The 19,165-nt window shown below is 50.7% G+C and carries 19 protein-coding genes; 1 reads left to right on the plus strand and 18 read right to left on the minus strand.

Features of this window, described 5'->3' with window-relative positions:
• Window positions 1-2 precede the first annotated feature (2 nt).
• Genes bioC through bioB form a run of 4 tightly spaced genes read right to left on the minus strand, consistent with a single transcriptional unit; the run spans window position 3 to window position 3,882 of the window.
• Entirely contained in the window at window positions 3-878 is an 876-nt protein-coding gene (gene bioC, locus GQ52_RS02610; protein ID WP_047514908.1) for a malonyl-ACP O-methyltransferase BioC, read from the minus strand.
• Window positions 879-1,670 carry a pimeloyl-ACP methyl ester esterase BioH gene (gene bioH, locus GQ52_RS02615; RefSeq protein ID WP_047514911.1) on the minus strand — a complete coding sequence of 264 codons (792 nt, stop codon included), beginning with the start codon at window positions 1,668-1,670 and terminating at the stop codon, window positions 879-881.
• A complete protein-coding gene (bioF, locus tag GQ52_RS02620; protein ID WP_047514914.1) occupies window positions 1,667-2,851 on the minus strand; it encodes an 8-amino-7-oxononanoate synthase in 1,185 nt (394 codons plus the stop codon). Before bioF ends, bioH begins: the two co-directional genes overlap by 4 nt.
• A complete protein-coding gene (gene bioB / locus GQ52_RS02625; RefSeq protein WP_052179002.1) occupies window positions 2,851-3,882 on the minus strand; it encodes a biotin synthase BioB in 1,032 nt (343 codons plus the stop codon). Before bioB ends, bioF begins: the two co-directional genes overlap by 1 nt.
• Before the next feature lie 141 nt (window positions 3,883-4,023).
• On the opposite strand from bioB, the gene GQ52_RS02630 reads away from it, so the two are divergent.
• A complete protein-coding gene (locus GQ52_RS02630; protein ID WP_235272932.1) occupies window positions 4,024-4,704 on the plus strand; it encodes a ComF family protein in 681 nt (226 codons plus the stop codon).
• A gap of 6 nt (window positions 4,705-4,710) precedes the next feature.
• Here the strand turns inward: GQ52_RS02630 and GQ52_RS02635 are convergent, their stop codons facing one another.
• The 14 genes from GQ52_RS02635 to GQ52_RS02700 form a co-directional block, all read right to left on the minus strand.
• On the minus strand, window positions 4,711-5,913 hold the full coding sequence (locus GQ52_RS02635) for a M48 family metallopeptidase (RefSeq protein WP_047514918.1): 1,203 nt from the start codon (window positions 5,911-5,913) through the stop codon (window positions 4,711-4,713).
• Window positions 5,914-5,932: 19 nt separating this feature from the next.
• Entirely contained in the window at window positions 5,933-6,823 is an 891-nt protein-coding gene (locus tag GQ52_RS02640; protein ID WP_019881319.1) for an ExeA family protein, read from the minus strand.
• An 8-nt stretch (window positions 6,824-6,831) separates the two neighbouring features.
• Window positions 6,832-8,601 (minus strand): pilus (MSHA type) biogenesis protein MshL, encoded by a 1,770-nt coding sequence (gene mshL, locus GQ52_RS02645; protein ID WP_047514921.1) that lies wholly within the window; start codon window positions 8,599-8,601, stop codon window positions 6,832-6,834.
• Between the two features lie 64 nt (window positions 8,602-8,665).
• Entirely contained in the window at window positions 8,666-9,082 is a 417-nt protein-coding gene (locus tag GQ52_RS02650; protein WP_235272933.1) for a hypothetical protein, read from the minus strand.
• 1 nt (window position 9,083) lies between these two features.
• Window positions 9,084-9,800 (minus strand): type II secretion system protein GspM, encoded by a 717-nt coding sequence (gspM, locus tag GQ52_RS02655; protein ID WP_047514925.1) that lies wholly within the window; start codon window positions 9,798-9,800, stop codon window positions 9,084-9,086.
• Window positions 9,801-9,812: 12 nt separating this feature from the next.
• Window positions 9,813-10,658, minus strand: coding sequence for a PilN domain-containing protein (locus GQ52_RS02660; protein WP_047514926.1), 846 nt, complete (start codon window positions 10,656-10,658; stop codon window positions 9,813-9,815).
• Window positions 10,655-11,593 carry a hypothetical protein gene (locus GQ52_RS02665; RefSeq protein WP_019881312.1) on the minus strand — a complete coding sequence of 313 codons (939 nt, stop codon included), beginning with the start codon at window positions 11,591-11,593 and terminating at the stop codon, window positions 10,655-10,657. The genes GQ52_RS02660 and GQ52_RS02665 overlap by 4 nt, the downstream gene beginning before the upstream one ends.
• 275 nt (window positions 11,594-11,868) lie before the next feature.
• Window positions 11,869-14,883 carry a DUF6701 domain-containing protein gene (locus GQ52_RS14205; protein ID WP_235272934.1) on the minus strand — a complete coding sequence of 1,005 codons (3,015 nt, stop codon included), beginning with the start codon at window positions 14,881-14,883 and terminating at the stop codon, window positions 11,869-11,871.
• Between the two features lie 12 nt (window positions 14,884-14,895).
• Window positions 14,896-15,366, minus strand: a complete 471-nt coding sequence (locus GQ52_RS02675; RefSeq protein WP_019881310.1) for a hypothetical protein — start codon at window positions 15,364-15,366, stop codon at window positions 14,896-14,898.
• Complete coding sequence (locus GQ52_RS02680; protein ID WP_047514930.1) at window positions 15,363-16,106, minus strand: prepilin-type N-terminal cleavage/methylation domain-containing protein; 744 nt, start codon at window positions 16,104-16,106, stop codon at window positions 15,363-15,365. Before GQ52_RS02680 ends, GQ52_RS02675 begins: the two co-directional genes overlap by 4 nt.
• Before the next feature lie 16 nt (window positions 16,107-16,122).
• The gene (locus GQ52_RS02685; protein ID WP_047518487.1) at window positions 16,123-16,746 is read right to left on the minus strand and encodes a type II secretion system protein; all 624 of its coding nucleotides are present in this window, start codon (window positions 16,744-16,746) and stop codon (window positions 16,123-16,125) included.
• Window positions 16,747-16,779: 33 nt separating this feature from the next.
• A complete protein-coding gene (locus GQ52_RS02690) occupies window positions 16,780-17,250 on the minus strand; it encodes a prepilin-type N-terminal cleavage/methylation domain-containing protein (RefSeq protein ID WP_047514932.1) in 471 nt (156 codons plus the stop codon).
• Between the two features lie 13 nt (window positions 17,251-17,263).
• The gene (locus GQ52_RS14305; RefSeq protein ID WP_047514938.1) at window positions 17,264-17,716 is read right to left on the minus strand and encodes a type II secretion system protein; all 453 of its coding nucleotides are present in this window, start codon (window positions 17,714-17,716) and stop codon (window positions 17,264-17,266) included.
• Window positions 17,717-17,929: 213 nt separating this feature from the next.
• Window positions 17,930-19,144, minus strand: coding sequence for a type II secretion system F family protein (locus tag GQ52_RS02700; protein ID WP_047514941.1), 1,215 nt, complete (start codon window positions 19,142-19,144; stop codon window positions 17,930-17,932).
• Window positions 19,145-19,165 lie beyond the last annotated feature (21 nt).

A 19,165-nucleotide genomic window follows, 5' to 3' on the forward strand; every position in this document is an offset into this window, starting at 1 on the left:
GCTTAATCCGGATGCGCCGCTTTGCGCGGCATAAACTGTACCGTGCTGGTGCCCGGCGCGGTATAAGGCTGGCTGCCAGTCCAGGCATGGACAAATACCACTTCATAGGTGGCAGGCAATTTACCGTCGCGGCGGAACGCTTCATAGCCTTGCCGCAATTGCTGTAAAAATCCTTTTCCGCTCAAGCCTTTGGCACGCCCGGCGGTGGCATTGTGTGCGCCTATGGCCTTGAGGTCACGCATCAAGGATTCCACCGTATCGTAGGTCAAGGTGTAATGCATCACATCCAGTACCGGCGCGCTGAAACCGGCGCGTGTGAGCGCATCGCCGATATCATGCATGTCAATAAACCGGCTGACGTGAGTATGGTCAGCACCTGAGGCGGCACGTAACTCTTTAAGCGTATCCGGCCCCAGCGTGGCGAACATCAGCAGACCGTTCGGGCGCAATACACGGCGCCATTCTTGCAACGCGGCATCCAGATCATTACACCATTGCACAGCAAGATTGGACCACACCATATCCACACTGGCGTTAGCCAAGGGCAGCGATTCAATATCGGCACAGACGAAACGTGGCTTGGCCCGCCAGAATTGATACCAGGGAAATAATGTGCGGCTACGCGCCAGCATGCCTTCGGCAATATCCAGCGCAATGCCCTGTGCTTTTTTAAACTGCCCGAGCAAGGCATGCAAGCCATGGCCGGTACCACACCCGGCATCCAGGATGACTTCAGGCTCGAGTTTGACCACGTCCAGGCGGCTCAGCATTTCTTCACGCACCTGGCGCTGCAAAATAGCAGCCGCATCATACTGTTTGGCGGCACGGTGAAACGACTGCCGCATGCGCGACTTGTCGATCTGGTAAACGTCCTGCATTTAGCTACTCACTGGCGGTGATGTCAGGTCGTCAGCCATAAATGCTTCTACAGACTCGCAGAAAGCATCCGCATGTGACAAAAACGGTGCATGCGCGGCGCCGGCAATCACGCGTAACTGGGCGCGCTGCATATGCATGGCCAGCCAGTGGGCCGCTGAGAGAGGCGCCAAAGTATCACGGTCACCATGGATCAGTAAGGTCGGCTGGAACAAACGGCCAACCTCTTCACGCAAATCCGTTTGCAACAAAATATCCAGCGCCTGGTTCAGGTTATCCTGTGTCGGCGTGGGTTTGGCCGCAAAGGCTGTGCGTAATTGGCGTACAGTACTACGCGCGTCTTTAGCATGCATGCATTGCAAGGTCAGGAAGTTCAGCAAGGTGGCATTAAAATCCTGCTCGAAGCGCTCATTGAACTGTTCAAAATGTCTGGCCGCAATGCCGTTTGGCCAATCAGGCTTGCTGACAAAACAAGGGTTGGTCCCTACCAGAATCAGTTTTTCAACACGGTCCGGCTGGTTAAGTGCAATCTGCTGCGCCACCAGGCCGCCCAATGACCAGCCCAGGATGGTAGACACGCCCGGAATCTCTTCGGCCACCGCTTCAGCCAGGCTGTGCAAATGGTAAGGATAAACAGGACGACTTTGGCCCATGCCGGGCAGGTCAACCAGGAACAAACGGTAGTTGGCAGACAGGCGTTTGACCACGCGCTCCCAAACCGCACTATTCATGCCCCAGCCATGTAACAAAACCAATGGCTTGCCCTGGCCCATGATTTCGATAAAACAACTCATGGCTGCGTCCCGGCCGGAATCTCACGCTCTGCGGCATGCAATGCAGCAATCAGTGCCCGTACATTCGCCTCACTATGCGCAGCCGACAGAGAAATGCGTAAACGCGAGGTATGCGCAGGCACGGTTGGCGGACGAATGGCAGGCACCAGAATACCGCGCGCCTGTAAATATTGACTCAGTGCCAGCGCCTCGTGGGTATCACCCACCACCAGTGGCTGAATCGCCGTCTCCGACGGCAGCAGGTGCCAGCGTGAGAGTGACAGCTCACTTTTGAGCAAGGCAATCATGTCAAACAATTGCTTTCTGCGCGCATCCCCGTGCTCGATTTCCTTGACCGAAGCCAGCAATGCGGCTGACAGCGGCGGCGGTGCCGGGGTGGTATAAATATAGCTATTCGCATACTGAATCAGGTAATCGATAACAATCTTTTCACCGGCGACAAACGCACCAGCGACGCCAGCGGCCTTGCCCAGCGTGCCCATCATGATTAATCGTGGTGACTGCAATCCCAAATGCTTGAGCGAACCGCGGCCTTGTGGGCCCAGCACACCAAAACCATGCGCATCATCTACGTAGAGATAAGCATCGTAGCGCTCACAGAGTGCCAGGTAAGCAACCAGTGGCGCGATATCGCCATCCATGCTGAACACCGCATCGGCCGTCACCAGTTTGTGGCGTGCCGTGCTGGCTTGCAGTAGTTTTTCCAGCGCTGCCACATCATTGTGCGCAAAGCGGTGATGCGTGGCACGTGATAAAAACGCGCCATCATTGAGGCAAGCATGATTAAGCTTATCGGAAAACACCGCATCGTCACGGCCCATCAAGGCACTGATAACGCCAATATTGGCCATATAGCCAGTCGAGAACAGCAATGCCGCCGGTTGACCGACAAACGCCGCCAGCGCCTGCTCCAACTGGTCATGGTAACGGTGATGGCCGGTAATCAGGTTGGAAGCCCCGCTGCCCACACCCGCCTCTGCCGCAGCTTCTTGCAGCGCAGTCACCAGCGCAGTATCGTTCGCCAGGCCCAGGTAATCATTGCTGCAAAATGACAGAAATGGCTGGCCATTGGCAGTAATATGCTCGGCCTGCGGCGAATCCAGCAAACGGCGCTGACGCATCAGGCCCAGTGTTTGCCGCTTATCGAGGTCGGCGCGTAAAGACTCCAGCAAATCGCTCATTAGATCTTCTTCAGGCCAAGTTTGCTGAATAAAGCGTTATCCGACTCCACTTCCGGGTTACCTGTCGTGAGTAATTTTTCACCGTAGAAAATACTGTTGGCACCCGCGTGGAAGCACAAAGCCTGTACCGCTTCGCCCATGCTTTGGCGGCCTGCTGACAAGCGCACAAAACTGGTTGGCATGGTGATACGCGCAATCGCAATCGTGCGTACAAACTCCAGCGGATCCAATGGATCTGTACCATGTAATGGCGTGCCTTCTACCTGTGTCAGCAAGTTAATTGGCACGCTTTCTGGTGGCTGCTCCATATTGGCTAATTGTGCGACCAGGCCTGCACGTTGCGCACGGCTTTCGCCCATGCCGATGATGCCGCCACTACAGACATTGATATTCATGCTGCGTACGCGGTCCAGCGTGTCCAGGCGGTCCTGGTAAGTACGTGTAGTGATCACATCGCCATAAAATTCTGGCGCAGTGTCCAGGTTGTGGTTGTAGTAGTCCAACCCGGCCTCTTTCAACTGCTCGGCCTGGCCGTCTTTGAGCATACCCAGGGTGGCGCAGGTTTGCAGGCCCATGGCTTTCACTTCAGAAATCATTTTTAACACCGGATCCAGGTCACGCTGTTTGGGGCCACGCCAGGCGGCACCCATGCAGAAACGGCTGGCACCACTGTCTTTAGCGGCTTTGGCCGCCGCCAGCACGTCGTCCAGCTTCATCAATGGCTCATTTTCCACCTCGGTATGGTACCGCGCGGCTTGCGGGCAATAGCCGCAATCCTCAGAGCAACCACCGGTTTTAATCGATAGCAAAGTACTCACTTGCACCGCATTCGGGTCAAAGTGTTCTCTGTGTACCGCCTGGGCTCTGTGCAGCAAGTCATTGAATGGCAGTTCAAACAGTGCCATGATGTCTTCTACGCGCCAGCGCTCAACCGTCGGGTGGCACGCAGCCGAAGGTTTCAAGCCATCCAGGTTGATGATAGAGGTTTGTATTTCGCTGCCACAAGCGGCAGCAGAGGTTTGTTGTTCCATAAATACCACGCAATGAAATTGTATGAATAATCCGGGCGAATTATATGTTGTTTAAAATATGACGTGAAAAAATTTTACAATAGATTAAAATTTAATCACATCCAACTTTACCAGCAACTACAGCAATGGCTTGGTTCAAGCTTGCCCTGTGTACTGTGTGATGCACCAGCCACCGCAGATAGCGCTCGCAAGTCAGCACTTTGCAGTCACTGCTTTAACTTGCTGCCCTGGTATACCTCGCCACGCTGTCCGCAATGCGCACTCCCCACCTCATCAGGCGCACTGTGCGGCATCTGTCTGCAACATGCGCCAGCCTTTGATCATACGCTTACGCCATTCCGGTACGCTTATCCGTTGAATCGCCTGCTGCATCAATTCAAATACCATCAACAATTGTCTTTGGGCAATGTGCTGGCAAACAGCCTGCTCACACAAGTGTCGATTTTCGCAGAGACCGCACGACCACAGGTGGTGATGGCCATGCCCATGCACATCAACCGCGTTAAACAGCGCGGATTTAATCATGCGCTGGAATTAGCCAAACAGGTGCATCATCACTGTGGCATCGTTTTAGATATTGAAGGCTGTTTACGTGTGATTGATACGCCGACACAAGCAGGCATGGATATGAAAACCAGAACACGTAATTTGCGCGGCGCGTTTGCCACGCACAGGTCTTGGCAAGGCCAGCATGTGATGATTGTGGATGATGTGATGACCACGGGCGCCAGCATGCACGCGGTGGCCAAAGTATTAAAGCAGGCTGGGGCAACGCAGGTGACGGCGCTGGTGCTGGCCCGCACCTTGAAAAATGAAGCGTGACTGATATTACTCGCTACGCACGACTGCAACGCCACCCAACTGGCGGATACGCTGCCCGACAAACTCTGACAGACGATCACTTAACGGCAAGTTATAAGCTTGTTGCAACTGCTGCAAGGCCTGTGCAGGCTGGCCCGCCGCTTGCAAAGAAATAGCATAAGCCACAATCCACTGTGCATGCCCGGGCCGCAACACGTTGGCGCGATCAAAGTGCGGTAAAGCGGCGGCATGTTGCCCGGTCTGCTGATAGGCCATGGCCAGCATCCATTGCGACTCTGCATCCTGTATCAACAGGTTGGCAACCGGCTTCAGCGTTTGCAATACGGCTTCAGGCTGGGCGTGCGACAGCTGCCATTTGGCCAGTGACTTGGATAAGCCAATTTGCCCGGGAAACTGCTTGATTCCGGCTTGCAGTACAGCCACCGCTTCCGGCTCCTGCTTGGACTCGAACAAATAAGTTGCCAGCAACTGTCGCGCATCCTCTGACTGCGGATAAGTCGTTAACGCCTGGCGCAAGATAATCAGTGCTTCATTCAAACGCCCTTTTTGCTCTTGGTCTACAGCGCGTTGAATCAGCAAGTTCACTTCTTGCTCGGGACGTATCTGCTTGTTTACCACGCCGCGAGGGCCTGACTCTTCCTCACTGTTTTTAGCGAGTTTGACGGCATTGCCTTGCTCAATGGCAGTCACTACAGGGTTGGCTGCCGTACCTTCAGCGGGGTTAATCGTAAACTCCCCCTCCACTTGCGGCGGTATGGTTTTAGCGCTGACCGGTTTAGTCACCGCCGGCTTAAGGGATGGCTGTGCAATATCTTTCACTGGCGCTTGCCACGCACTAAATAATGCTTTGGTAAACTGCGGATGCGACCAGGCTGGACTGTCGGCAGTGGCAGGCGTGGCCACCGTGCTGATCTCTGCCCCGGCGGCTGGCACCACAGGGATTGCTACCGCTGACGGCACTGGCTGTTCGACCACTGGCTTCGGATCAAGGCGCGCCACCAGCATTGGCCAATTGACCAGCAATGCGCCGACCAACGCCAAGAGCAACAGCCCCCATACCAGTTTACCGATCCAGGCCGTGGCAACAGATCCTGAATGGGATAACACTGGCTTGACCTGCCCAGCCCAGGCATTGCCAGCGCTGGCATCAAGCGTTGCCCCGCCTTGGCGGGCCTCAACATTTTGCAATACCTGATTAATTAAGCTCAAGTGCTTCCCCAATAGTTAACTAACGACCCAGACCTGCCATGGCCGTATGCAATGTCACCCACCATTTAAAGCCATGCCCTAACCAGCGATGCTGCGCCTTGACGCTTGCCTGGGTATCCATAATGGCAGCCCTGACATCTTCTGCAGAGACGCCTTGCTGACCACGCCCAAATGCCGACAGCAAAGATTTATGCGCCAGAATATTCAGCAGCCTGGGAATGCCATTGGCATAGCGGTAGAGCAAACGCAGGCTGGCAGGCGTAAACACCATGCCCCCCTGATACCCAGCAATATGCATACGATGATTCAGGTAAAACCCCAATTCGGACCACTGCAGGCCTTTGAGGTGATACTCAAAGCCAATACGCTGACGTAACTGGCGAATCGAGGGATGATTAATGCGCTCTTCCAACTCGGGCTGGCCAAAAATCACCACTTGTATCAATTTGCGCTTCTCGGTTTCGAGGTTGCTCAGCAGGCGCAAAGCTTCCAGTGTTTCCAGCGGCATGGCTTGTACTTCGTCCAGGCACACCACCACGTGGCGGCCTTCATCAGCAAACGTGAGTAGCTTGCGGTTAAGCGCATCAATCATGTCGTGATGGGTAAAATCAGGCTTGAACGCCACGCCAAACTCAGTCGCCAGCGTCATCAGCAAGGCATGTGGATCAAGGTAAGGATTGGGGATAAATGCCACCTTGCAACTGGGCGCCAACGCCTTGAGCAGGCGGCGGCACAACAAGGTTTTACCGGTACCCACTTCACCGGTAATTTTGACAAAGCCTTCGCCGGACTGAATCGCAATCAATAGCGTATTCAGCGCCTCTTGCAGGCTACGCGTTGCATAATAAAAACTGGTATCCGGGGTGATGGTAAACGGATATTCCTTCAACCCAAAATGCTGCAGGTACATGCCCGCTCCTAAAAACTGGTATCACTCTTCAGTTTATCAACCCGGTCCTGACTATCAAGCATATCTTGCGCCCAGCTTTCGCCACTACGCACCACGGTCGATTTCAGCAAAATAACCAGTTCAGTTTTGGTGCTGGCGAGATCTTTCTGGCGGAATAAGTTACCCAGGAACTTCACATCCCCCAGGCCAGGCACTTTGGTACGGGTATTGTCGACCGTTTCAGACATCAGGCCACCAATGGCAATCACGCTGCCATCTCTGGTACGCACAATGCTGTCTGTTTCGTTAATGTTAGACGACGCCGTTGGGATCGTGTAAGTGCCGCCGTTGGCACTGGACAAGGTCACAGTCCGGTTCACTTGCGTCACATCACTGATAAACGGGTGCACATGTAATGTGATATTGTCATCTTTATCAATCTGCGGTGTCACGTCCAGTGAAATACCAGAGAAGTATGGTTGCAGCTGAATATCTGGTGTCACAATCGCGCCACCTGTTGTTGTTGTCACATTGGTTTTCACGTTAGTGACATAAAAAGCGTCATTACCCACCTTGAGCACGGCTTTCTGGTTATTAATGGTCGCAATACGTGGGCTAGACAGCACTTCCACATTGCCCTGCGTCTCCAGGAAATTCAGCAACGCGGCAAAGCCTTTGCCTTGCACTGCCAAAGCGAACATTGACCCGCCAATCGAGACTGGGGAGGCATTGCTTAAAGAACCGATATCATCATTAGTAATCGTGCCGTTGGTCAACGTACCATCCTGGCTCAAAGAAGTATTACCGTTGACGTTTCCAAACGTGACGTCACGGCCACGTGTATGTCTGACTGCTGCCCAGTTAATGCCTTGTTGCGAGTTTCTGTTTAACTGTACCTTGATGATTTTGGCCTCCAGAATCACCTGACGATCTACGGTCACTTGCATCAGGCTCAAAAACTTCTCAACCTGGCGGATTTCTTTAGGCATGGCTTTCACCATAATCAATCCAGACTGGGCGTTAATCACGACTTTACGACCACTCTCTTCTCCAATCAGACTACTGAGCGAACTGGCAATTTCTTCCCAGAAGTCATTGTTGGTGCGCATACTCACATCGGAAGCATACACTTGCAAGTTGGAGGCGCCGGAGCTACCACTGCCGGTAGCGGCACCAGTACCAGTACCGGTACCTGAGTTATTCATTGCCGCAGCTTGGCCGGCCACCCCTGCCGCGCCACCAGCGCCTGAACCACTGGCGGTGCCTGAGGTCACGCGGGTCGCAGAAGTGCCTCTACGCGCGCCTGTAATGTAGTTCACTTGAAACACGCGGGTTTGAATCGTTTGTGGCTCGACAAAAATCTGCTTGCCGTTCATTTTGTATTCATAGCCATACAAATCACGCAAGGCATTGAGTGCTTCAAATAAAGTCACGTCGCGCAAGTTGATTGAAATCTCGCCTTTAAGCTCTGGGCTCAGTGCAATGCTGTAAGGGCTACCAGACACAATGCCCATCAATACCTGAGCGGCAGGTGCTTTGTTCACTACCAGGTCAAACCTGGGCTCAACGCGTTTGGCTAATGCCTTGGGCGGCTCAATCTTGAGTGGTTCGAACAATTCATCTGTGACCTCTTTCGGCGGTGGCGTCACCTGCGCTTGTGCCTTGGCCACCGCTGTCGCTAATTCGTTCTGAATTTTAGGGTTAATCGATGTATTGGGTGGCGCAAACGGATTGCTGGTACAGCCAGCCAATCCGGCGCCTATCATCATCAAACCCAAAGTATTCACAAATATTTTCATAGCAGTCTCTCTTTGATGTTCCCTTGCTTACCCCGTTAAGCGGGACCTGCAAGTGTTTGTCACTTTATTTCACAGTCTTCTGGCCTGCTTTTTTAATCTTTTTGGCCTGTTTGTCTTTTTTCGCACTGGCTTGGGGTGTTGTATGCTCCATAAAGCTAGCCAAGCCCATCCCTAGTACTTTTTTCTCGCCTACCTTGCTGATAAACACCGCTTGCCGGTTTTTCACCGAAGTCAGTTTAAACCCCTCATAGCTAGCGCCTACCGGTACCATTTGGCCGTTCACAACCGCAAAGCCTGACTTACCATTTTCTTGTATGGCGGTTAGTTCCCAAGGCCGCTCTGTTTGAGCCTGGGCATTAGGAAAATACGCCATCACCGACACAGGTGGCTTGGTTGGATCAACCAAGCCACCCACTACGTCATCTGCCACCGCCACCTGCGTCATGACTGTCATCAACATTGTTGTTATCAACAAGCGCATGCTAAATCCCCAACCATGCATTTTCACCACTCAGGGTATACACCTGAACCGTTAATTCACTTTCCGGATATTCGGCCTTCAACTCTGCGTTTTCCCAAGCCAGGGTCTGGCCAATCGCTTTTAACGACTGGGCATAGTCCATCAACGCAAAATACTTGCCTTTCAGGCGCATCTTCACCGCATGCTGATATACATGCGGCACATTCTTCCACACCTCTTCAGCGTTGGCAGGGGCACCGCCTGACGCAGTGTCGGCTTGTGTCTGTAATTGTTTTCTCTGTTTCTCAATAAAGTCGACCACAGGCAGTGTCTGCATTTCAACCACTTGCACATCGGTGTGTTTTTGCAGCAACTTTTTCAGCAAAGCCACCATTTCCTGTGGCGGCACCATATAAGAAGACAGCTTGACCAAATCAGCTGCCTGGCTGGCGACTTTCTGCTTGGTCTCGTCAATCTCATGCTGAAAAGCATTGCTCGCTGGCTGCGGTGCAGCCTGGTTGGCAATGGTCGTCATTTGCTCAGTCAGCGTGGCGGTATCGTTCTGGATTTTAACGATCTCTTGCTTGGTGCTCGCCAATTGCGCGCGCTGAGGTTCCAGCAAAAAAGTATCCATCAAGCCAACCACGGCAAACAAACCGGCACCAAAAATCATCCAGCGCTCGCGCTGGGAAAGCGCTAGCCATTTATGACTGACTGTTTGTAATTGTTCAAATCGCATGCATCATTCTTTCTAAGGCTGCTTGGCTGGTGATTGCGTTGTTTGGCGGACAAACTCATCCCAACTAACCGTATTTTCACGCCTGGCCTTGTTTTGCAGATCTTGGCCCTTTACCTCAAAAGCATACACTTGCAAGACGACTTCTGCCGCGACAGGCGCCACCGGAGCAGGAAGCGTTGCCGATGCTGAACTCGTATTCGTTGCGCCCTCGGCAGCGCTTTTGCCAGCAGCAGCTTCTGCGACTGGTGCAGGCGGTGGCGTTACTGCCTGCGGGGTCGGGGCCGACGTTGCGGCCGCTTGCGTCCGGTGTAGCTCTACTTGCTTGAACTGAATGCCGGAAAACTGCGTACCTTCAAAAATACGCTGCGCAGATAACAAGTCCAGATATAAAGGGATGTCTTCAGAATGCAGCGCCTGTCCGCTCAATGTCACATGTTGTGCAGCAGGCTCAATGCGAAAACCCGTCAACCACAGCCCTGGCTGCTGCTGTGCTGTCAGCGCTCGCATGTAATCAACCAGATGATTCGCCTTGTCAGAGATGGATTGCTGGAAAATCGCCAGAATCTGCGACTGCATCTCAAAGCGGCCTTTGAGGGTTTTTAACTCAGCTTCAAGTTTGCTGTTATCAATTGGCGTTACGCGCTGCGCAAACTGATCCACCTTCTTCTGCATGGTTTCATATTGCGTTACGGCCTGATTGCGCTGCGTTTGCAAGGCAGCATTTTCTGCTTCAAGGCCAGTAAACAGGTAAAACATCACGCCAGCTGCCAGCACATAAATGACGACGACAAAAGGTAAATTGAACCAGTCTTTGGATTTAACCAGCCCACCTTCAAACAGGTTAATCTGCTGACTCATGCCGCCGTCTCCTGACGCAAGGCAGCGCCTAAAGCGGGCAACAGCATGGCTTGTTTTTCCAGGCTGGAGAAGTCCTGGTCGGCAGGTAGCTCGACAATATCTTCCAGGTTAAAGACATTCACCGGCACATAAAGGCTGGAACTCAAGCCGCTGACCAGGTAGTCGCGATTCGCCACTGGCGCGACCACCAGGCGATTCAGGCTCAGGTAAGGGAACTGGCGGTCGAAACTGTCCAGCGAACGTTGTAACTCAAGCACCAGTTTGTCAAAGTTACTTTTGAACAGCTCGCCGCGGTCATTCAGAAAATCACGATCGAGCTCAATCAGGCGCGCATGATACAACTCGCCTTTGGCCGTAAACGTCAGCAAACATCCGCGTGGCAAAATGCTGAGCGTCACCAGCGCACGGTCTTCGTGTTCGAGCAGATGGGCAATATTGCGTTGTACCAGTGCGTGCACATCGACTGACTTCACATTAAAGCCCGCCTCGGATAATTGATTACCCACCGCAGAAACGATGGCTTTTTTAGCACAAATTGCCAACATCAATGGCTGCCGATTAGCGTAAGAAGGGTCTACCGGCACATCAATGCCATCGACGACAGCTTGCTCGACCGAATAGTCCAGCAAGCCTTTCAATTTCCAGCGCAACGCAGGTTTCACTTCGTTGTCCGGCATATTCGGTTTATCAATCTGCACAATATTGTATTGGTCAACATTGAGCACCAGGTTGCACGGCAAGGTCTTGAGGTCATTTTTGGTCACAAAGTGACGCAATGTGGACGTCGCATGCAGTGGTACCTGCTCAACAGCGGCAAATGACACCACCGGCTTGGCCCCTTCGGATGGCGGCGTCAAGGCGACAGTGCTGACATGCATATCGGTGTAGCTGATACCCACTTGCTGCTTGTTCTTTTGTCGTTTAAACCATTCCATAGAGGTAAGTCTGACTTTCTAAATATTTTTTTATTTAAAATCAAAGTATAACAACCACAACTTCAAGCTTTATCGGAGATTAGTATACACAAAAAATCCCCCAGGTGAAGCCATCACCCACTGCGCCAAATAACTGATATTTCATACGTTGCCTGAATACCACTTTGTTAACGCTTGATAGTTCATTTTAACAATAGCAACTTTAGTGCCTGAGCCTATGGTTTAAACCCATGATAAAAAGAACAAAACCACCTGATTAGGTGGTTTTGTGATCGCTAGAAGTTTTCTCGCATGTAGATAATGGGCGCTTTGTAGATACCGAAGGTGGCTCGGCCAATAGGATCCGTGGTACCGAACCACGGAATTGAACCACTGGTCGCGGCTGATTGAGACGCGCTATTACATGTCATCTCGCCGCCACCAGCCGCCCTCAGATTTACCTCTAAGTCCACACTCCCAGTATTGGGAGTCGTTCCAGTAATTCCAGGCGCGCTTAAACGCATATAGAGCACACCTTTGTTCATAGAAGACGCACCAGTGAGTTGAGTCTCACAGGCATTCAAATTACCTCTGTAATTGGTCATGACAATACTTGAGAGCGGGATCGTTGTACAACTGTCATTGATATTTCGTTTAAACCCAGTTCCATTCCAGTATTGTGCCTCAATGGGAACTGACAACGGCAGCAACTCTGATCCATGCGCAGAGGTCACAGCCAAGCGACCAAACCTAAATGCTGGGTAAGTAGGATTAGAAGCTGAGAGAGTGAACACATCTACTCTGGTTGCACTACTTACCGTGACCCCACCATCAACACCGCTTGGCTGCGCAGAAATCCTAATCATCTCTGGTGGTACAGCACTCGCAGGGCGAGTGACTTTATGCCCTGCTTGCACATTTGCAATGCCAGCCCCCCAGGTGCCCGATGGGCTCACACTACTGGCAGCTATCGTCGCGCCACTCGTTATCGGTGTACCCGCATCAGTTTTCATCTGAAACGAATAATTATTCCAGTTGCTCAGGCCAAATACGGCATAGTTTCCAGTGTAATATTGAGTAGTAACATCAGCCGCATTTTTAGCCTCCAGAACGAATGGCGTGATCAAGCCAGGGTCTTGATCATAGTAGGTAAAAGTTCCGCAGCCATCTGTATAACTAGTACCCGCAGTCACTTTAAAATGATCTGGAATAAAACGGCCGATATAATTACTTACAGTCTTATTGCCGAACTTACAACCTAATTTCTTGGGTGTTCTAGTATCATCGGTATCTGCAAAAGAGTTCTCGCAATCACCATTGGCACTATCAACGGCCGCATAAGTATCATCGTAAATACCCTCTACTTTGAACCTGAAATGACCAACCTCAGAATAAGTAAAAGTTGACCCTGAACTAACGCCCAAATTCGCTGCACCAAAGGTACCATTCACTTGCCCGACAGAGGTCACACCTGCCACATGGGTCTCCAACTTTCCGCTATCCACTTTTGGCGTCCCCGTATAAGTTAACTCATTGGTTGAAACCGTCACACTAAAAGTATCAGTTCCAGCTCTACGAACAGGGGCAGATGTATGGCTCGGTGACAGTTGTTGCGGACTCACACTAGTCACGGATAAAGATGTTGGACGTATCGCAAAGTTATCAGACGAACATCCCGTTTTAGCTAACCCTGCATCAGTAACCTTGCATCGTAAGTTAGGGTGCGGCCTTAATATATCACTGGCACTGAAAGTAACCTTTTTACGGCCGCCATCAGAAGCTGCGAAAGTCAGAGCCTTGGTTGCAACGACGGTAGCACCGCATGCACCCGCATTATCACTCACCAACTGCACAGTTAAACCTGTGGTTGAGTTATATGCTGATTGATTGCCGTTTGCCAGCAACGCGACCACATCAATATCAAAATCAGCTCCGATTACCTTAGTATAAAGCGGATTGCGCAAGGAGCTATTGGTCGTGCGATTGTTATACGTCAGTGAGTTCTCCATACACTCAAACGTGTTTACGCAAGGCGTGTTGGTAAAGGTAAAACTACAGCTCTGTGAACTAGTGGTCGTGTTCCAGCACTTCACGCCACTCAGTGGCGTTTTAGTCAGCCCACTCACACCCAAGGTATAGGTGGCTGCGGCACTACCTTGCATCGTGACAGTTCCAATGGACTGATTTGACCCCAATGTGAACGGATCAGGCGTATCAGTCACTGTTGGTGTCGTTGGTGACACTGTCAGACTACCTTTTAATTCACCCGAACTAACCAGTTGATCGTCCGGACAAGGCACAGTGGAGGATAAGCATGCCAGCACTTTTACTTCGGTTGGGCAGAGTGTCGCAGTCCCCGCATGACGAATCTCGAAATGGTCGTAATTAGGCACAAAAGTGGAGCCAACGACAAAGTCGTAACTAAACGTGTAGATTCCAGGCGCAGTAAAATCAAACTCAATCGCAGCACCGGTATCTTGATAAGTCGTGGTGATGGAGTCACCAAGGCTACCGCTTTTACTAATTGAACACGCGGGCGGGTTTGACGTTGCAGTACTCCAGAAATCACTCCAGTAGCCAACACAATGATGGTCAAACTTACCGTTACGTTCACGGAATGATTCAACCACATCCAAATTGGCAGGAAGTGAAGTACTGGAAGGGCATGTACCATTCGTTAAAGGGTAGGTACCCACTACTAGCTTGCCATTAGTATCGGTATACCGAACGCCACACCCATTATCGTTACCCCCTAAATAGGTATCCACCGCATGATAATAGCGGATTGGATTACCGGTACTGACTGTTGCTGTTGCTGGGATGGTGACGGTCACTTCTGCAGTGATGTAGTCCAGGGGATACGTATACTTCCAGGCAATACTCACCGTTGGACTACTTAAGATTGAAGAGGTGAGCGACAGACTGGAGGTCGTCGATTGTGTCACGCCTTGCGAAGTGCTCCCTGGCTGCACTGATGAGATGCTAAAACTGTTGTAAATTGTTGCGGCACTATAGGCAAAATGGTTAGCGCCATATATTCGATTGTTATATCGAATATACACGCCATTATCTAATAATGAATTGTAGGGATAGGATCCACTTGGATAAGTACCTGGTTGATACAATTGCCCGGAACCAAGCCGTTTAATTTGCATTTGCGTTGAATCGGCAATAGTGACCTCTAACGCATTACTGGCGTTAGTACCTCCACCATTGTTAAGCACTCTTACAGTTGCGTGCACGCTCCCGGTAAAGGCAAATACCACAACATACAATAAATTGATTAATACATATTTAATCAATCTGTTCATAATCAATTCCTGTTAATTACACTCTTCTGCCACCGTGCCTGGAGGGGCGCCAGGATCTAGGTATAAGCATCGACTAAGTGTGACAGCGATTTGTCGCTCTATACGATCTTGTGCACCTATCCCGCCTATCGAGGCAGTGGAGGTGATGCTATACATGCCAATATCCTGTGTATTGCCTTTGTCTTTTGGTACGGTTCGGCTGCATGTTAACAACACAGTAAAATTATTAATTGTCAAAGTTGTTGGAGAAGCAATACAGGATTTCATGGCATTTGTACCCGGCCCCAACACCTGAAAAGCAGCCCATTCCACCCCTGCCCTCGCCGCCAAATAAGCATTGGCACCTTGCACATCCTGAATCGTGCCCATTTGCGCCAGCAACGACAACCGCATGGAATACCCAACCAGTGCTGCAAGAGTCACCAGTAAAAATATTGCCACAGGCAACATAAATCCCTTTGCGCGATAAGCAATGCTTTTCATGGCGAATTCACCACATTAATCAAGTTAACCAATCTGGCAACGCCGCCGTTTTTGGCGAGCGTCAATTGCGCGGTGACCACGCTGGAATGTTGCATCACGCCTTCCGTATAGGTAAAACTACACTCAGTCACATCCTCAGCAACAACATTGGCCGTCAGTCCATTAAAGTTAGCCACACGCCCGGCGGTGATAGGGATATTTGAATACATCACCAATCGGCGATTAGCAAGATCGCAGGCATAAATCACGGCGCCATTTACCACGTAAAATCGGCCGCCCGGTGACGCAAATGGGAAAAGTGCGCCAGTATATGTGACCGAACTTGCGTTAGCACTCACTGGCCGAATATTGGTGCCGTCATACACATCGGCCCCCGCTATGCCCATGTTATAAATCACCAGTTGGTCATTGGCATCCACATTCACCATCGGCCCTAATACATCCAGTGTGAGACTGCCCGCATCGAAGTCCTCCTGCTGATAACGGCCACCGGCTTTAATCGGCACAAACTGCACATAACTACCGGAGCCACCCGGCACCCACACGCTGTTAGGCAACGCATTACGAATATCGCGCGACATACGGCGCAAGGAAATATCGGCACGGTCGGCCAGCTCGTAATAAGCTTCAGAATTCACATATGCCAGGACAGAGTTTTTAATAAAACTGACTGAGATACCGCCCAGAATGGCCATGACGACAATGACAATGACCAGCTCCACCAAGGTGAAACCAGACATAGAAAGACCCGGCTGCTTAAATGCGCGGCGCATAGCGAACCTTAAAACCCGTGAGGCGGATCACCGTATTGGCTGGCCCGTTCACTGTCACAACGATTTGCAACACAGCATCGGCTGGCAGCCCGGCAAACGCGCCAGCCCCCCCGGCTTGTGCGATAGCGACAGAAGCTGAATAAGCATTTAAACCTGCAATTGCGGTTGCATCCCCAATACGGCAAATACCCGTGCAGCCACCACCCGGCATGGTAAAACCGCCATAATCAGCGACATTATCAAAGGGATTAGTTGCACTGTAACGGCTCTCGGTCGCCGGGCTAGGGCCATTTAAGCTGGCTTGCGAATTTGCCGAGCAGTCCGCCGCGCTATTTGCGGTAGAAGCACTGGGGTCATCCGGGTCGCAAAAAGTAAAAGGCATTTGCTGGATTTCCTGCATCAGCGACTCAGCAATCGCAATCGCCTGTTTGCGTGCAAGCGGGTCGGCGGAGTGTCCGCTCATGAAAGCCAGGGCACCAATCACACCGGCAATGGCGGTCGTCACAATCACAATAAACACGACCATCTCAACCAGCGAAAAACCATGATTGTTTCTGATGCTGGGCGGCATGTGTTTATTATTGTTGTGGTTACCTGTTTTAGTCATATGCGTCATCTGGCCATTAACCAGATGGCTTAGTTAGTGAATATAGCCTGTGTTTGCTTCGACCGAAATGCCCACAGACTGTAAGGCATTTTTGCGATTAGTCACGGTATAAGTAGCCAACTCATCGGGGACCGCACGGCCCAAGCCATCAAACCCCAATCCTTTATTAGAAGATTGAACGACAACACTACGCGAAAAAGTCAGCACATACGCCCCTGCGGTCTCCGGGTTAATCACCATCTGCGCCGCGCCGCAATTAGGATCAAAACATAAACTGACCGTATTGGGCTCGACTGCATCGTTGTGTATCACAAATACTCTCTTACGCTGGGCAATCGCCGTTTTTTGCGCATAACGCAGCGTAGATGAAAGTAAACCCGCGTCACCGCGGGTTTCGAAGATATCGCCATTGGCAAACCGAGGGGTTGCCACTGCGACCATAATACCGGTTAAGGCAATAACAACCACCAGTTCAACAAGTGTGAAGCCACTATAAAGCCTCATATTCCTAATACAATTATTGACAATTGGCCGGTAGTAATGAGCCTGTATTTACCGCACCAGTAGCTGGGTCATAAGTAAATGAACAGGATGCATTATTGGCAGCCTTAAAAGTAGATGATGATGCGCCGTGAGTAACAGCAAAGTTGGCAGAATCTAACGTTTGCAGTGCAGCCTCAATCCCGCCCGTAGCTGCAGTTGGATACCCAGGGGTAGTTCCTGTTGTTGTCACGGTAACGTTGTTAGTACCATCCATAGACACTGTTGTCCCTGAACTCCCCGCAGCTACCCATGCTGCCCTTGCCATACTGGCCGCCGAACGCACCGATGCAGCTAAACCATTCATACTTGCAACACGCGCGTTAGACTGCACATTCACAAACCGTGGCAAAGCCGTTGCTGCCAAAATACCTAATACTGCGATGACCACTACTAATTCAACCAATGTAAAGCCAGCTTGTTTTTTCATTACCAAGACTCCTAATCAAAAAATCCCTACCGTTATAGTCACAGTGGTAGGTCATAACTGCGTTAATTAACTTTCAGCAAAAAGTGTGCCAGACAATTTTGGTCCATCTTTATCAGTTGTTTAAACACCAGACTAAAGTGGTCTCTCACCTTTAAGTATTACAAAACGAACATAAAATAAATTGAAACGATTTCCATCAAACCAAAGCTTTGATTAACTACCTTTAAGCATCACTGAACTCATATCCCAAATCGGCAAAAACACACCCAAGGCCAATACCAGCACCAAAGCACCTAAAAAGATAATCAAGATGGGTTCGATTTGTGCACCTAATGTTTTAACGTCATATTCCACGTCAGCTTGATACATATCGGCAATTTCTTGCATTAAATCATCCAGCGAACCAGACTCTTCACCTACCGCAATCATTTGCAACACCAGCGGATTAAACACACCAGTCTGCGTAGCAGTTCTAAGTATGGTTTCACCCCGCTCAATGCCAGCAGACATACTGAGAATTTTGGCGGCGAGATAGTCATTTTCAACGGTCTGTGAAACCAAACGTAGCGCAGAAAGAATTGGCAAACCGCTACGCGTCGACAAAGCAAAACTACGGGCAAATCTGGCCATGGTGCCTTTAAAGATAATTTTTCCAGCAATAGGAATACGCATCTTGTACCTATCCCATTGAGAACGCCCGATAGCTGTACTCGTGTAAGACTTGAACATCCAGACCGCTCCCACAATCATGCCAATCAACACGAACCAGTAATTGCGCATAAAGCTGGAAAATGCGATCAGTATTTTTGTAATTAATGGCAAATCCGCATGCATGCTGGCGAACACTTTTTCAAACTGCGGAATCACCATGACATTAATAACGACAATCGCAATCGCCATCGCGATGAGTACAAAGGTTGGATATTGCAACGCAGACTTGATTTGGCCGCGCATAAAGCGTTCAAACTCAATATGTTGGGCTAGGCGCAAAAAGATATTGTCCAGGTTACCCGTACCCTCACCAACACGGATCATGCTGATATAAAAGTTATCAAACACTTTAGGGTGTTCAGTCATGGCGACTGACAATTCGCGGCCAGAGTCCAAACTCACTCTAAGCTGGCCAACCACTTGCGCCAGCTTGGCATTGCCAACCGAGCTTTGAATACCCGCTAAGGCACGCATAATCGGTATACCGGCCTTAAGTAAGGTATACATCTGCTTGCTGAACAGCATGACGTCGAGGCTGGTGACTTTTTCTTCAAACAAATTAAAGGCAACGGCACCAGCCGCTTTTTGCTTGATTTCAATCGGGGTAATTCTGGAGAGGATAAGTGCTGCACCCAACGCGTCGAGGTCGGCTGCTTCTTGTACGCCACTGACCATCATGCCATCGTCGGTACGTCCTTTATATTCAAATATCGGCATAGGCGGCGTTCTTTAAAAAGG

It is taken from the genome of Methylophilus sp. Q8 (assembly GCF_000800115.1).
In the GTDB taxonomy this organism is placed as follows: domain Bacteria; phylum Pseudomonadota; class Gammaproteobacteria; order Burkholderiales; family Methylophilaceae; genus Methylophilus.

What these genes read in the sequence shown, in the direction of transcription:
- GQ52_RS02640 (WP_019881319.1), bottom strand. Translation starts at nt 6,823, where the DNA reads ATGTACCTGCAGCATTTTGGGTTGAAGGAATATCCGTTTACCATCACC.
- GQ52_RS02680 (WP_047514930.1), bottom strand. Translation starts at nt 16,106, where the DNA reads ATGTCTGGTTTCACCTTGGTGGAGCTGGTCATTGTCATTGTCGTCATG.
- GQ52_RS02675 (WP_019881310.1), bottom strand. Translation starts at nt 15,366, where the DNA reads ATGAAAAGCATTGCTTATCGCGCAAAGGGATTTATGTTGCCTGTGGCA.
- bioB (WP_052179002.1), bottom strand. Translation starts at nt 3,882, where the DNA reads ATGGAACAACAAACCTCTGCTGCCGCTTGTGGCAGCGAAATACAAACC.
- GQ52_RS02660 (WP_047514926.1), bottom strand. Translation starts at nt 10,658, where the DNA reads ATGAGTCAGCAGATTAACCTGTTTGAAGGTGGGCTGGTTAAATCCAAA.
- GQ52_RS02665 (WP_019881312.1), bottom strand. Translation starts at nt 11,593, where the DNA reads ATGGAATGGTTTAAACGACAAAAGAACAAGCAGCAAGTGGGTATCAGC.
- mshL (WP_047514921.1), bottom strand. Translation starts at nt 8,601, where the DNA reads ATGAAAATATTTGTGAATACTTTGGGTTTGATGATGATAGGCGCCGGA.
- GQ52_RS02690 (WP_047514932.1), bottom strand. Translation starts at nt 17,250, where the DNA reads ATGAGGCTTTATAGTGGCTTCACACTTGTTGAACTGGTGGTTGTTATT.
- GQ52_RS14205 (WP_235272934.1), bottom strand. Translation starts at nt 14,883, where the DNA reads ATGAACAGATTGATTAAATATGTATTAATCAATTTATTGTATGTTGTG.
- bioH (WP_047514911.1), bottom strand. Translation starts at nt 1,670, where the DNA reads ATGAGTTGTTTTATCGAAATCATGGGCCAGGGCAAGCCATTGGTTTTG.
- GQ52_RS02700 (WP_047514941.1), bottom strand. Translation starts at nt 19,144, where the DNA reads ATGCCGATATTTGAATATAAAGGACGTACCGACGATGGCATGATGGTC.
- GQ52_RS02650 (WP_235272933.1), bottom strand. Translation starts at nt 9,082, where the DNA reads ATGCGCTTGTTGATAACAACAATGTTGATGACAGTCATGACGCAGGTG.
- GQ52_RS14305 (WP_047514938.1), bottom strand. Translation starts at nt 17,716, where the DNA reads ATGAAAAAACAAGCTGGCTTTACATTGGTTGAATTAGTAGTGGTCATC.
- GQ52_RS02685 (WP_047518487.1), bottom strand. Translation starts at nt 16,746, where the DNA reads ATGACTAAAACAGGTAACCACAACAATAATAAACACATGCCGCCCAGC.
- bioC (WP_047514908.1), bottom strand. Translation starts at nt 878, where the DNA reads ATGCAGGACGTTTACCAGATCGACAAGTCGCGCATGCGGCAGTCGTTT.
- bioF (WP_047514914.1), bottom strand. Translation starts at nt 2,851, where the DNA reads ATGAGCGATTTGCTGGAGTCTTTACGCGCCGACCTCGATAAGCGGCAA.
- gspM (WP_047514925.1), bottom strand. Translation starts at nt 9,800, where the DNA reads ATGCGATTTGAACAATTACAAACAGTCAGTCATAAATGGCTAGCGCTT.